Origin of the sequence: Fictibacillus nanhaiensis (assembly GCF_019801215.1) — a bacterium.
In the GTDB taxonomy this organism is placed as follows: Bacteria; Bacillota; Bacilli; order Bacillales; family Fictibacillaceae; genus Fictibacillus; species Fictibacillus nanhaiensis_C.
The window spans coordinates 223,216-236,734 of sequence record NZ_JAHVJO010000001.1 but is presented as its reverse complement, the minus strand read 5'-3'; the positions used below and the strand labels follow the sequence as shown (position 1 = coordinate 236,734).

Genomic DNA, 13,519 nt, shown 5'->3' with positions numbered 1-13,519 from the left:
TTTCATACCAAAGTTACGTTGAATCGTGTTCTTTTTCGTTTGAATACTAAAAAAATGGGGGAAACCTTAATAACAATAAAAACCAAATCGAGGAGGAAACAGAATGGTGCAAACTGTTAAAAATCAAAAAGGATACGAAAATGATGGATATGAAATGGAACAAAACAGCAAGCTTTTAAAAGGTATAGTCATTGGCGGCCTCATTGGCGGAGCATTAGCCTTAATTGATTATAATACGAGATCAAAAGTAAAAAATACAGCTGTAGGATTAAAGGATTCTTCGAACAAAATGATAACAGATGTGAGAGAGAATCCAGGTGAGGTTAAAGATCAAATGATCACCCAATTTAAGAGTGCTGCTAGAACTTTAAAAGAAGCGATTAATGATGCACAAGAACTTTACGAGCGCGTGAATGAAGGTGTCTTTGGAAACATTAATACACTTAAAGAAATATCGAATGATGCCTTTTCAACGGTAAAAGAAGCAAGAGGTGAGCTCAGCCATATCAGCTCAAAACTAAAAGAAGCAGGAACAGAATTAACAGAGAATCCCCTCAAAACAAGCCATTCATCACAAAGCAACACATTAAGCAACTATAATACCGGTTTACCTGAAAAGAACGATCAAGATGCGGTTTCAGTCGGCTCCACTTCACAAAATAATCGCAGTAATCTCTAGCATTTACTTGAAGCAGTCCACCAAAAATGCATATGGTAACAAAAAAACTGGCTCCACTAAAGGTCGACTTTTCAACCTTTGTGAGCCAGTTTCACTTTTTTATTTTCTTAATTGTGCTCCAAAGCGTTCTTCTAAACTTTTTAGTACACGGTCGTGTGCGGATACAACTTCATCATCTGTTAAGGTGCGTTCAGGATCAAAGTATTTCAACGAGAAGGCAAGTGATTTTTTTCCTTCTTCTACTTTTTCTCCTTCATACAGATCAAACAAGTTTACTTCTTTTAACAGATCACCGCCTGCAGCTTGAATCACAGTGAACAGATCACCTGCTGGCAGTTCTTGATCGACCACTAATGCAATATCTCTTGTGATCGAAGGATAGCGAGGCAGTGTTTGATAGACCATCTGTTGAATTTCAGAATCAATAAGACGTGTAGCATTTAATTCAAATACAAATGTATCTTTTACATCCAATCCTTTTTGAAGAGCAGGGTGAAGCTGGCCGACAAATCCTACTGGAATCCCATCCAATTTAACAACTGCCGTTCTCCCAGGATGCATGTTTTCGATAATTCCCGATTCATAGGTTATACGTTCAGAAAGATTGAGCTCACTCATGAGTCCTTCCAAAATTCCTTTTAACACGAAGAAATCTGCCGTTTTTCTTTCTCCTTGCCACAAATGTTCGTTGAATACCCCAGTAATAGCACCAGACACAAACACATATTCTTCAGGAAGGTCAGATAATACTTCCTGACGATTAATAAAAACAGAACCCATCTCATAAACAGCCAGATCTTCTAAAGAACGGTTACGGTTATATTGAAGAACTTCGAGCAGTTGAGGCAATAAGCTCATACGCAATGTACTACGCTCTTCACTCATCGGATGCGCGACTGAAATCGGATAGACTTGTTCTTCCCCATTGAATGAAAAATGCGTTGATTTTTCAGGAGTAGTCAAAGCGTAAGTCACCGCTTGATAAAGACCTGCTCCCTCGAGATAATTACGGATTCCACGGCGCTTTGCCTGATTCTGCGTTAAACCTCCAGGACGTGCTTCTGTTAGAAGGTATGTCGTCGGAATACGGTCATAGCCATAGATTCTGCCAACTTCTTCAATCAAATCTGCTTCTATTGTAATATCAGGTCTTCTGGATGGAACAACGACCTCAAACTCTCCATCGGCTTCTTTATAAGAAAACCCTAAACGGTCAAAAATAGCAGACGTTTGTTCTGGTGTGATTGATGTTCCAAGCAAGGCATTCATTCTTGAAACGGCCATACTCACTGTATATGATTTCACTTCACGCTTACCAGCTTCAACGATTCCGGCTGCAACTTTCCCGCCAGCGATTTCTGCCATTAACTGAGCCGCTCTTATTGCAGCAGCATAAACGCGGTTACGGTCGATACCTTTTTCGTACCTTGAGCTTGCTTCGCTTCTCAAGCCTAGATCTTTAGAAGCTGCTCTCACACGAGCTGAAGAAAAATACGCCGCTTCTAATAGAACGTTTGTTGTATCTTCTCCTACTTCACTAGTAGCTCCACCCATTACACCTGCTACAGCGATCGGTGCAGTACCATTCGTGATCACTAAGTGAGTATCTTTCAATATACGATCTTGATCATCCAAGGTTTGAATGTGTTCTCCTTCAGTTGCACGGCGTATAACAATCTCTTTAGAACCTAAACGATTGTAATCAAAGGCGTGCAGCGGCTGTCCGTATTCAAGAAGCACGTAGTTTGTAATATCAACCACGTTATTGATCGGACGAATTCCAGAAGCCATTAAACGATTCTGCATCCATAAAGGTGAAGGACCGATCTTTACATCACGAATAATCATCGCGCCATAATAAGGGTTATCCTCAAATGATTCAATGTTCACGGAAATAAAATCTTCCGCTTTCTCTTCAGTATTTGTGAAAGATGTATCCGGAAGCTTTACTTCTTCCTTTAAAATTGCTGCCACTTCATAGGCAACGCCTAATACATTCAGACAATCTGCACGATTCGGAGTCAGGCCAAGTTCCAGCACATGGTCGTTTAAGTTCAAATATTCTAAAGCATCACTTCCAGGCTCTGCGTCAGAAGGCATTACAAAAATACCAGTTGAATATTCTTTTGGTACAAGCTTCGTATCCACTCCGAGTTCTTGCAGAGAACAAATCATTCCAAGTGATTCTTCGCCGCGAAGTTTCGCTTTTTTAATTTTAAAGTTGCCTGGCAGCACAGCTCCCGGTACAGCAACGGCTACCTTTTGTCCTTGTGCCACATTCGGAGCACCACAGACAATTTGCGAGATTTCACCTTGCCCGATATCAACTTTACAGACTCTAAGCTTATCAGCATTAGGGTGCTGGCTGCATTCTTTTACATGTCCAACCACAACACCACTGATTCCTTTATTTAAAGGTTCGACCATTTCAACTTCTATGCCGCTTTTAGTAATTTTATCCGCTAGTTCAGCAGGACTAATTTCTACATTTACATAATCTTTTAGCCAATTATAAGAAATTAACATCAAATTCCCCTCCCCGATTTAAGCATTTTTGAATTGTTTTAAGAACCGAATATCATTCGCATAAAAATGACGAATATCATCTATGCCGTATTTCAGCATCGCGATACGTTCTGGACCCATCCCAAATGCAAAACCAGTGTATTTCTTTGAATCAAATCCAGCCATTTCAAGCACATTTGGATGTACCATTCCTGCTCCTAATATTTCAATCCAGCCTGTTTGCTTACAGATTGAACAGCCTTTACCACTGCATTTGAAACAAGAAATATCCATTTCTACTGACGGTTCAGTAAAAGGGAAAAAGCTTGGGCGTAAACGTATTTTACGATCTTCTCCAAACATTTTCTTAGCAAATGTTTCTAAAACGCCTTTTAAATCGCTTAAACGAACATTCTGGTCAACAACAAGGCCCTCAATTTGCATAAACTGATGAGAATGTGTGGCATCATCATTATCACGGCGATATACCTTACCTGGTGAGATAATCTTCACAGGACCTTGCCCTTCATGCTTTTCCATTGTACGAGCCTGAACGGGTGATGTTTGCGTTCGAAGTAAGATGTCTTCTGTAATAAAGAAAGAATCTTGCATATCTCGGGCAGGATGACCTTTTGGAAGGTTAAGCGCCTCAAAGTTATAGTAATCCGTTTCAACTTCCGGACCTTCTGCGATCGTAAAGCCCATGCTCAGGAACAGATCTTCAATTTCAGTAACAACAGCTGTTAATGGATGTGGATTGCCTTTTTTTACAGGTCTTCCGGGCAATGAGACATCTAATGTTTCACTCGCTAGCTTCTGAGCAATTGCGGCTTCTTCTAGTTCAGCTTGTTTCTTATCAAGTTCTTGTTGAATGCTGTCTCGAACTTCATTCGCATACGCACCGACAACGGGTCTTTCTTCTGCAGACAATTTACCCATTCCTTTTAACACTTCAGTAATGGGTCCTTTTTTACCTAAATAAGCTACTTTTACAGCTTGAAGATCTTTTAGATCAACACTTTCATTGATTTTATCGATCGCTTCTGATTTCAATGCTTCTAAACGGTCTTTCAACGTATACCCCTCCTTAAAAATATAAAAAACTCCTCATCCAATAAGGGACGAGGAGTTCGCGGTACCACCCAATTTAACAATGAAAAACACACTGTTCACTTCATTTTTAATAACGGCTCTTCACCGGTCAGCCCTACTTCAAATTGTTTCAGGTGACAACTCAGGAGTGAATTCAATAGTACCTACCAAAGAAATGCTCACAGTCCAGGACATTTCCTCCCTTTTTGGCGGAATCATTATTTACTCTTCTCCATCAATGCTTTTTCAATTATTTTCATTTATCTTGTTCCATTATATATGATAAAAATCAAGAATTGCAACGGGTCTCATCGAAAAGTGAATAAAATCCTATCTTTTTCGCTGAAGCTCATATAAAAGAATGCCCGTTGCAACGGAAACATTCAAAGATTCAGCTTGTCCGAAGATCGGAATCTTTACATTCATGGTTGATTCATTCTGTAAAGATTGCCTTACACCTTGTCCTTCATTCCCCACAATTAAGGCAAATCCCTTCATTTCTGGAATTTCTCTCATATCCACGGCGTCTGAAAGAGAGGAAGAAAGGATAGGCACTTCAAATTTTTTGCACATCTCAATAACCGTTTTTAAATCTGCTTTTACAATAGGTAGATGAAAGAGCGAACCTTGAGTGGACCGGACGGTTTTACCATTATAAAGATCTGCCGTTCCTTCACCTAAAAATACACCATCAAGTCCTGCACTGTCTGCCGTTCGAATTATCGTACCAAGATTCCCTGGATCCTGCACTCCGTCGATCAAAAGGAAACGACCATGTTCTGTAAGAATGTTTTCTTGGGTTTCCATCATTTCACATACTGCGATAATTCCTTGAGGTTTTTCCGTTTCAGAAAGCTGTTTCATTAACTTTGCAGGAACGGTCCATAAGGTAAATTTCTCTTTCAGCCATTCCTCTTTTATCTCAAAGTTTTCTTCAACCACAACATGTTGAAGCTTAGCGCCAGACGATATGGCTTCTTCAATCAGATGAGGGCCTTCTAATAGATATGTTCTTGTTTTTTCTCTTTCTTTTTTTGTATGTAATTTTTTCCATTGCTTTAAGGAAGCATTGGATTCTGATTCAATGTATTTCATTTCTGAAGTACTCCTTTAAAATGTTCTTTTTTATTGTCATAAATAATTTATTCATAAAACATGATTAGAACGTACACAATAAAAAAAGAAAAAAATTAGATAGAGGTGCTTATCCCATGAATATGGATCTAAGAAAAGCAGTGCTGCATAATGTTACAGGCAATAATAAAGAACAATTGCAAGATACGATTGTAGATGCGATTGAAAGCGGAGAAGAAAAAATGCTTCCTGGCTTAGGTGTCCTTTTTGAAGTCATATGGAAAAATTCCGATGAGCAAAAAAAGGAAGAAATCTTAACAACTTTATCAAATGGTTTAAAATAAAACCCGGTGCACCGGGTTTTTTGCTTTTTAATACCCTGTATCTTGTCGCTCATGGTTCACAAGATTTTTATCTAAATAGGCACTCTCTATTTCTTTAAAAGTAAACCCGAGCTTTAATCCAAGTCCCAAAAAATCATCAAAGAACTGGATAAAATCTTCATTTAATAAAGCTTTAGAACCCGATTGGTAGAGCGAGAGAAACATTTCGTCTAGCTCTATCTTGTCCATTTTTTGTTTAAATTCAACCTCATTTGGCAACTGAAGGTTTGTAAATCCCATATCCAATCCAATCGACAGTACAAAATGCAAGCCATCTACATATTCTTCAAGAACGATTTCCTTTTCAGAAGGAGGTCGTTTGCTCCAATATTTAAAACATCTTGTTTCGTTGGCAAGCTCCCCAAGTTCTACTAGAAAAGCTAACTTTCGCTGATCTGCTAATGACTCATCTATAAGGTGATGTTCTTTTACAATTCGAGTGTTCAATTCTTTTTGTAAAGCAAAAAGTTTCTCTATTTTCATATGTGATTCCCTGCCTTTCATTCCTAAGCTATTATATCGCATTTAGCAGAATAAAAAAGATAGGGATTAAAAAAAGCATGCTCCTTATGCAGGCATGCGATGCTTCTCTGCTTTTTCCTTCTCTTCAAAAAACTCACTCCATTTCATGACCCATTCTTTCCTTCTTAACAAATAGAACAGAATAGAGAGCATAAGAAGGAGAGCAATAGAAGTCAGGATAGAAAGGGAGAGTAAAACAGAACCGAAAGAAGAGTAGAAAATGGCAATCGGGATGTTTGATACAAAACTCGCTTTCGTATATTCTTTGAAATTCGAGGAAACCTCGATTAAACAAAGGCTTAAAAGGTGGAAATGCATAAAAGGAATCATTTTTAAAATAGCAATCTGACCAACTGAAAATGGCATTTTTTTACCTATCCATTTCCTTTGAAGCCTTTTTACTTTTTTCATTAGCTTTGGCATACTCTTCATTCCCCAATAAAAGAGAAGGCTCGACAACGTAATACCGATGACAGAATAGAGTGTACCTGCAACTGCTCCGAACAAGATTCCACCGGTAAGACAAATCAGACCGACTGGCAAGAAAAAAAATTGTCTGAACGCTTGCAGAAGGATAAAAAGCAAAGGGGCAAAAATTCCACTAAACTTCAAAATGTCCATGTACATACTCGTATGATCTAACATTTCACACCCCCTTTAAGTCAGCATATGACATAAGACGAGCACTGTATGACAATTAGTACGTGAATAAACATGCGTTCTTTATGACACCTTAAACTTAGGTTGTACTTTTTTGTCATTGAAGGGAAAAGGAGGAATCGGCATGGACACAGTCATACTTGCCAGAGCATTTTTTGGCACATCTTTAGGTTTTCATATTATTTTTGCTACCCTTGGTGTTGGACTTCCATTAATGATCGTTATTGCAGAGATCATCCACCAAATAAAAGGGGATAACGACTATAGCATTATGGCCAAACGGTGGACAAAGGCTTTTGCCGTATTATTAGGAGTTGCCATTCCATCTGGAACGATTGTAGGGGTTCAGCTTTCTTTATTATGGCCAGGATTTATGGAGATCGTTGGTAAAGTTATCTCCTTGCCTTTCCAAATCGAGATTTTCGCTTTTTTCATTGAAGCACTCTTTATGTCAATCTATGTGTATGCCGCTGATAGACTTCCCCGCTATTTCAGATTAATCTCTGTTTTTTTTGTCGCTTTTGGTGCCGTTGCATCTGGCATATTGATAACAGCCGTTAACACGTGGATGAACACACCAGATGGCTTTAAAATTAAGCCTGATGGAACGATATACGATGTTCAGCCCTGGGATGCATTCTTTAATCCTAGTTTTGTATCTTCAGCTTTTCATGTTGCCGTAACAGCCTACATGACAGGAGCATTTGCTATTGCATCAGTCGCCGCATTTAAACTATTAAAAAAACGGTCAGATCGAGAACGTGCCTATCATCTCAAAGGCTTGTTCCTATCTCTTACTGTTGCCTTTTTAATGAGTTTCATTTCTGCTCTTTCCGGCCATCATTCAGCACAGATCTTGCATCAATATGCTCCAGAAAAACTTGCCGCTGCAGAAGGTTTGTTCGAAACTCAGAGATACGCACCTCTTGCAATTGGCGGTTATACCGATCCTAAAACAGAAGAAGTAAAATATGGGATTGAAATTCCTTGGGCGCTCAGTTGGCTTGCAGCAGGGAAGTTTGATACAGAAGTAAAAGGGCTTTATGAATTCCCTCGTGAAACATGGCCGCCTTTTTATGTCCATACTTTATTCAATTTAATGGTAGGATTGGGGACTTTATTATTGGGGCTTGCAGCCATCGCTTTACTTTATTGGTGGTTCTTCGTAAAAAAACGAGGCAGGCCGTTTCCAAAATGGCTGCTTTGGTTCCTCGTTTTATCTGGTCCGATGTCCATGCTTTGTATCGAATTCGGATGGGTATTCAGCTGCAGCGGTAGACAGCCATGGACAATTTATAGAGTGCAGACTACAGCTGAAGCAGCTACAAAAAATGAAGATCTTGGTGTACTGTTTCTGCTTTTCTTATTCTTATATGCACTTCTAAGTGTATTAACCATCTTGATTTTAACAGCTTACTTTAAACGCAATCCGGTTTCAAAAGATATGGATAAGATATCTGGGTAAGAGAGGAGGAAATAACAATGAGTGAAGAGGTACTCGCGATTTTAATGATGTGGTCCTTTATCTTTATCTACAGCATTTTTGGTTCGATTGATTTTGGAGCTGGTTTCTGGGCGATGGTCTACAACAATCATAAAACGATGGCTGGGACGATCGCAAACCGTTTCTTATCGCCTACATGGGAAGTAACGAATGTTTTTCTTGTTTTGCTTGTTGTCGCTTTCGTGGGATTTTTCCCAAAAGGTGCTTACACACTTGGAACTGTCATGTTAGTACCCATCAGCTTAATTTTATTTTTCTTAGCCATACGAAGCGCTTTTATGGTATTCTCCTATTCCGTTCAAGGGTATCGGAAAACCATGTTCTTTATATCAGGCATATCCGGTGTTTTAATACCATCATTATTAATCGCGGTTCTTCCAATCAGTCAGGGCGGATTTATTAGTGGCGACGTCTCGAATCAATCTCTATTAATCGCTAAACTGTTTACAAGTCCTACTCTTTATTTGTACGTTTTATTCGGACTGACATCTGAATTGTTTTTGTCCGCTCTTTTTTTAGCCGATTATTCACGCGTGTCAAACAATGAGAAAGCTTACAGCTTATATCGAAGTAATGCTATCTTGCTAGGACCGCTTACATTGTTATCTGCATTGTTCACACTTTTATTTATGGCGCCGGAAGCTAGTTGGCTCGTCGACAACCTAATGGGACAGAAAATTTGGTTCATCCTTTCTCTTTTAGCTTTTTGCATCGCCTATGCTTCACTTTGGTGGCCAAAACAAAACCGCCCAGGAATTGGACGGCCAAGATTTACATTGCTTGTTACGGTATTACAGTACGGACTCGCTAGTGTTGGATATGGGTTGGCCCATTTGCCTTATATCGTATATCCCGATTTAACGATTTATGAAGCATTCACAGCTAAAGAAACATTTTATTCCTTAATGATTATGTATATCGTTGGTCTTGCGATATTAACGCCAGGTTTCTATATTTTCTGGAGGCTTTTCTTAAAAGATAAAAGATATTTACAGCAGGAATAACTTTTATAAAAACCAACCTGCCAAAACGGTAATCAACATACTTAACAAAGGTATGCCGTAACGAAAGGTTTGATGTTTTGTCTTATGTCGGAACTTCTTCATGGCAAGCCACATTCCAGGTGCTCCTCCAAAAATAGCAACGAGCCAAAGCCGTGTTTCAGAAGTTCGCCACTTTCCTTTTTGAGCTAATGATTTATCTTTTTTCATTACAAAATAGGCGAATATGTTTATTACGATCAAATAAAAGATTAACACTTTATACTTTTCCTTTCTAAATGGAAAAAGATCATCTCCATCATATAGGAAATGATCTTTTCTTTTAGACTAATTTAAGCTTTTAGGCTGTCTTTTGCTTTTGAAGCCAATTCAGCGAAAGCTTTTTCGTCTGTGATTGCAATTTCAGAAAGCATTTTACGGTTGATATCGATACCAGCTAGTTTAAGACCGTGCATTAAACGGCTGTAAGAAAGACCGTTTGTACGAGCAGCAGCATTGATACGAGTGATCCAAAGCTTACGGAAATCACGCTTCTTTTGACGACGGTCACGGTAAGCGTACATTAAAGATTTGAATACTTGTTGTTGTGCTACTTTAAATAATTTATGTTTTGAACCAAAATAGCCTTTAGCCAGCTTAAGAACTTTTTTACGACGACGACGTGTTACATAGCCACCTTTTACTCTTGGCATATTAAAAACCTCCTATTTTTAAATCAACTTTACGTATGATTAACGTTTTTTGTAAGTTAGCAATGTGCGGATACGCTTGTAGTCACCGCTGTTAACAAGTTTCGCTTTACGAAGCTTACGCTTAGCTTTAGTAGACTTGTTAGCGAACAAGTGACTTGTATAAGCGCTCGCACGCTTTAATTTACCTGATCCAGTTTTTCTAAAGCGCTTTGCAGCACCTTTATGAGTTTTCATTTTAGGCATAATGGTTACCTCCCTGGTAAAAATTATTTTTCGGCTTTAGGTGCTAGGATAAGAAACATGCTTCGGCCTTCCATTTTAGGTGAAGTCTCCACCGTAGAAAGATCCTCGCATTCTTTCGCTAATTTCTCTAATACCGTTTTTCCGATTTGAGAATGAGTAATTGCACGTCCACGGAAACGAATACTTGCCTTTACTTTGTCGCCTTTTTCAAGGAACTTACGAGCATTTTTAAGCTTTGTATTAAAGTCGTTTTCCTCAATTGTTGGACTAAGACGAATTTCTTTAGTCGTAATGACTTTTTGATTCTTTCTTGCTTCTCTTTCTTTACGCTGTTGCTCGTATTTAAACTTGCCATAATCCATAATTTTGCATACTGGCGGTTTAGCGGCAGGAGCAACGAGAACAAGATCAAGATTTGCGTTTGTCGCAAGGTCTAAAGCTTCTTGTCTTGATTTAATGCCTAGCTGGCTTCCATCTGGACCGATTAAGCGAACCTCACGAGCTCGAATGCCATCATTGACAGACACGTCCTTACTAATAGTAAGTCACCTCCAAATTTTTTCAGTGAGTATTTTTTTCTAACACTGCACTTGTTATATTCATGCAAATAAAAAAAGCGTCGGCGCATATATCACCCACACGTAAACTGGCTATGTACTAGACATGCCTGAATTCCATCTACCCATCAACAGTCAATAGTGACGTCAAATCAGGTGAGAAGCGGGTGCTTCTGCTTGTTTGATGCTTAAGCTTATTTTATTAACCTTACTTACTATAACATATTGGTGTGAATTGTGTCAAATAACGATTTCATAAGCAACGAAATTAATTTTACTTCGTTTTCAAACGTAATGCAAGAGTTTTTTATCGAAAATTAGTTATTGCTGCTCTATTAACTAATTTTAATGGCTTTTCAATATTTATATGTCCACTTTTCACACTAGCATTGAACAAAAAATAGCTCCTGATAATTGTACTTCCACGATAGCTCACCACCAATCACACGGAAAGTGAGCATCGGTAACGAAAAATGACCACTTTCAAAATCAAAACGGTTGTTTCATGCAAGGCCTGTGAACTGTTCCCCGATATGTTGTCTATTGCATAATTCTGCCCAGATTGTCCATATAAACCAATCAACAACAAAAAAAGAGCAGCCGGATTTTTAAAAGGCCGCTCTACTCAATGTTATCTCTTTTCATTAATTTGAGCTAAAATCTTATCTCTGAAATCTTCATAAGAGACAGTTTCTGATTTTTGCTCACCATATTTACGAACGTTTACCGCATTGTCTTCGATCTCTTTGTCACCAAGAACAAGCATGTAAGGGATCTTCTTCATCTGAGCTTCACGAATCTTGTAGCCCATCTTCTCATTTCTAGTGTCGATCTCTACACGAATCGCATGTTCCTTCAGATCTTCTAGAAGTTTATACGCATACTCGTTATGAACATCAGATACCGGAATGAGCTTCACTTGAACTGGTGCTAACCATGTTGGGAACGCTCCAGCAAAATGCTCCACTAAAATTCCTAGGAAACGGTCAATTGATCCATAGATCGCACGGTGAATTACTACCGGACGAACTTTTTGATTGTTTTCATCCACATATGTGAGGTCAAACTTCTCTGGCATTTGGAAATCAAGCTGAATTGTCGCACATTGATGACTTCTCTTAAGCGCGTCTTTAATGTGGAAGTCGATTTTCGGACCGTAGAATGCTCCGTCGCCTTCATTTAGATGATAGTTCATCCCTAGATCTTCTAGTACATTTTTCAATGCACCTTCCGCTTGTTCCCAAAGGTGGTCATCACCCATAGAGTCTTCAGGACGAGTAGAAAGTTCCACTGAATATTCAAAACCGAAAGTGCTGTAAATTTTATCAACCAGCTTGAAGACGTTTTTGATCTCGCTTTCAATCTGCCCTGGTGTTACAAAGATATGGGCATCATCCTGACAGAACGTACGAACACGAATCATACCGTTCAACGCTCCACTATACTCATGGCGATGCACTTGGCCGAACTCAGCCATACGGACTGGAAGGTCTCTGTAAGAATGAAGCTTGTTTTTAAAAATAAGCATGTGTCCTGGACAGTTCATCGGTTTCATCGCAAACTTTGTGTCGTCCACTTCTGAGAAATACATGTTTTCATGATAATGATCCCAGTGACCTGATTGCTCCCATAAGCGCTGATTCATCATAAATGGCGTACGTACTTCATCATAGTCCACTTGACGTTGAAGTTCACGAGAGAAGTTCTCTAGTTCTGTACGAATCGTTTGACCATTTGGAAGATAGAACGGCATACCAGGTGCTTCTTCCGAGAACATGAACAGCTCTAACTCTTTTCCAAGTTTACGGTGATCACGCTTTTGTGCTTCTTCAATAAAATGCAAGTATTCATCCAGGTCTTTTTGGCTTAAGAAGGCTGAACCATAAATACGTTGAAGCATTTGGTTATCACTGTCACCGCGCCAATAAGCTCCTGAAATACTCATCAGCTTATATGCTTTAATCTTTCCTGTTGAAGGAATATGAGGTCCTCGACAAAGATCAAAGAATTCACCTTGCTCATAGATCGTAATCTTTTCACCTTCTGGTAGGTCGCGGATCAGCTCAAGCTTCAGATGATCATCTAATTTTTCATAAATATCAAGAGCTTCTTCACGACTTACTTCTTTACGTACGATTGGAAGATTTTCATTAACAATCTTCTTCATTTCTTTTTCAATGGCTGGAAGATCTTCAGGTGTTAAATTATGTTCCATATCCACATCATAATAAAATCCGTTATCGATTACAGGACCAATTCCTAGCTTCACATCTGGATACAAACGTTTTAAAGCTTGAGCTAGCAAGTGAGCATTTGAATGTCTTGTCATTTCAAGCCCTTCTTTAGAATCCTGCATCACGATTTCTATGGATGCATTTTCTTCGATCGGACGAGAAAAATCATATAATTGTCCGTTTACTTTTCCTGCAACAGCTTTTTTCTTAAGGCTAGGACTAATACTTTCTGCGACTTGTTCAGAAGTAACCCCCTTCGGAAACTCCTTGACTGAACCGTCTGGGAATGTGATTGAAATTGACATAAGAAACATCTCCTTTAATTTGGTATAAAACAAAAAACACCCGTCCCTATAGAAGGGACGAGTGATAA

The 13,519-nt window shown here is 38.9% G+C and carries 14 protein-coding genes and 2 other annotated features (1 of these 16 cut by a window edge); of the genes, 4 read left to right on the top strand and 10 right to left on the bottom strand.

Going from position 1 to position 13,519, the window contains the following annotated elements; all coding sequences use genetic code 11:
* The first annotated feature begins 103 nt into the window (after nucleotides 1-103).
* Nucleotides 104-679, top strand: coding sequence for a hypothetical protein (locus KUV80_RS01185; RefSeq protein WP_222460865.1), 576 nt, complete (start codon nucleotides 104-106; stop codon nucleotides 677-679).
* Nucleotides 680-778: 99 nt separating this feature from the next.
* Here the strand turns inward: KUV80_RS01185 and pheT are convergent, their stop codons facing one another.
* From pheT to KUV80_RS01170, 3 genes are all read right to left on the bottom strand, one after another.
* Nucleotides 779-3,205: a phenylalanine--tRNA ligase subunit beta gene (gene pheT, locus KUV80_RS01180; RefSeq protein WP_222460864.1), complete on the bottom strand. Its 2,427-nt coding sequence runs from the start codon at nucleotides 3,203-3,205 to the stop codon at nucleotides 779-781.
* An 18-nt stretch (nucleotides 3,206-3,223) separates the two neighbouring features.
* Nucleotides 3,224-4,258: a phenylalanine--tRNA ligase subunit alpha gene (pheS, locus tag KUV80_RS01175; RefSeq protein ID WP_222460863.1), complete on the bottom strand. Its 1,035-nt coding sequence runs from the start codon at nucleotides 4,256-4,258 to the stop codon at nucleotides 3,224-3,226.
* Nucleotides 4,259-4,298: 40 nt separating this feature from the next.
* Nucleotides 4,299-4,524: a binding site (T-box leader), on the bottom strand.
* Between the two features lie 82 nt (nucleotides 4,525-4,606).
* The gene (locus KUV80_RS01170) at nucleotides 4,607-5,371 is read right to left on the bottom strand and encodes a TrmH family RNA methyltransferase (RefSeq protein ID WP_222460862.1); all 765 of its coding nucleotides are present in this window, start codon (nucleotides 5,369-5,371) and stop codon (nucleotides 4,607-4,609) included.
* Nucleotides 5,372-5,487: 116 nt separating this feature from the next.
* Between KUV80_RS01170 and sspI the strand changes: the two genes are divergently transcribed.
* Nucleotides 5,488-5,694, top strand: coding sequence for a small acid-soluble spore protein SspI (gene sspI, locus KUV80_RS01165; RefSeq protein WP_222460861.1), 207 nt, complete (start codon nucleotides 5,488-5,490; stop codon nucleotides 5,692-5,694).
* 27 nt (nucleotides 5,695-5,721) lie between these two features.
* Here the strand turns inward: sspI and KUV80_RS01160 are convergent, their stop codons facing one another.
* Both KUV80_RS01160 and KUV80_RS01155 read right to left on the bottom strand, forming a co-directional pair.
* Complete coding sequence (locus KUV80_RS01160) at nucleotides 5,722-6,216, bottom strand: dUTP diphosphatase (RefSeq protein WP_222460860.1); 495 nt, start codon at nucleotides 6,214-6,216, stop codon at nucleotides 5,722-5,724.
* 84 nt (nucleotides 6,217-6,300) lie between these two features.
* Complete coding sequence (locus tag KUV80_RS01155; RefSeq protein WP_222460859.1) at nucleotides 6,301-6,900, bottom strand: TVP38/TMEM64 family protein; 600 nt, start codon at nucleotides 6,898-6,900, stop codon at nucleotides 6,301-6,303.
* A gap of 139 nt (nucleotides 6,901-7,039) precedes the next feature.
* Here KUV80_RS01155 and KUV80_RS01150 point away from each other — a divergent pair, with 139 nt between their 5' ends.
* Together KUV80_RS01150 and KUV80_RS01145 are read left to right on the top strand one after the other, a co-directional pair.
* On the top strand, nucleotides 7,040-8,380 hold the full coding sequence (locus tag KUV80_RS01150) for a cytochrome ubiquinol oxidase subunit I (RefSeq protein WP_222460858.1): 1,341 nt from the start codon (nucleotides 7,040-7,042) through the stop codon (nucleotides 8,378-8,380).
* Between the two features lie 17 nt (nucleotides 8,381-8,397).
* Nucleotides 8,398-9,423, top strand: coding sequence for a cytochrome d ubiquinol oxidase subunit II (locus tag KUV80_RS01145; RefSeq protein ID WP_222460857.1), 1,026 nt, complete (start codon nucleotides 8,398-8,400; stop codon nucleotides 9,421-9,423).
* A 3-nt stretch (nucleotides 9,424-9,426) separates the two neighbouring features.
* Here the strand turns inward: KUV80_RS01145 and KUV80_RS01140 are convergent, their stop codons facing one another.
* From KUV80_RS01140 to thrS, 5 genes are all read right to left on the bottom strand, one after another.
* Nucleotides 9,427-9,678: a DUF1294 domain-containing protein gene (locus KUV80_RS01140; RefSeq protein ID WP_338083456.1), complete on the bottom strand. Its 252-nt coding sequence runs from the start codon at nucleotides 9,676-9,678 to the stop codon at nucleotides 9,427-9,429.
* A 74-nt stretch (nucleotides 9,679-9,752) separates the two neighbouring features.
* The gene (rplT, locus tag KUV80_RS01135; protein WP_066291543.1) at nucleotides 9,753-10,112 is read right to left on the bottom strand and encodes a 50S ribosomal protein L20; all 360 of its coding nucleotides are present in this window, start codon (nucleotides 10,110-10,112) and stop codon (nucleotides 9,753-9,755) included.
* 39 nt (nucleotides 10,113-10,151) lie between these two features.
* The gene (rpmI, locus tag KUV80_RS01130; protein WP_066291545.1) at nucleotides 10,152-10,355 is read right to left on the bottom strand and encodes a 50S ribosomal protein L35; all 204 of its coding nucleotides are present in this window, start codon (nucleotides 10,353-10,355) and stop codon (nucleotides 10,152-10,154) included.
* A 23-nt stretch (nucleotides 10,356-10,378) separates the two neighbouring features.
* The gene (gene infC, locus KUV80_RS01125) at nucleotides 10,379-10,882 is read right to left on the bottom strand and encodes a translation initiation factor IF-3 (RefSeq protein WP_222460856.1); all 504 of its coding nucleotides are present in this window, start codon (nucleotides 10,880-10,882) and stop codon (nucleotides 10,379-10,381) included.
* Between the two features lie 661 nt (nucleotides 10,883-11,543).
* The gene (gene thrS / locus KUV80_RS01120; protein ID WP_222460855.1) at nucleotides 11,544-13,451 is read right to left on the bottom strand and encodes a threonine--tRNA ligase; all 1,908 of its coding nucleotides are present in this window, start codon (nucleotides 13,449-13,451) and stop codon (nucleotides 11,544-11,546) included.
* A gap of 50 nt (nucleotides 13,452-13,501) precedes the next feature.
* Nucleotides 13,502-13,519 (bottom strand) — a binding site (T-box leader); it runs 211 nt beyond the window's last position.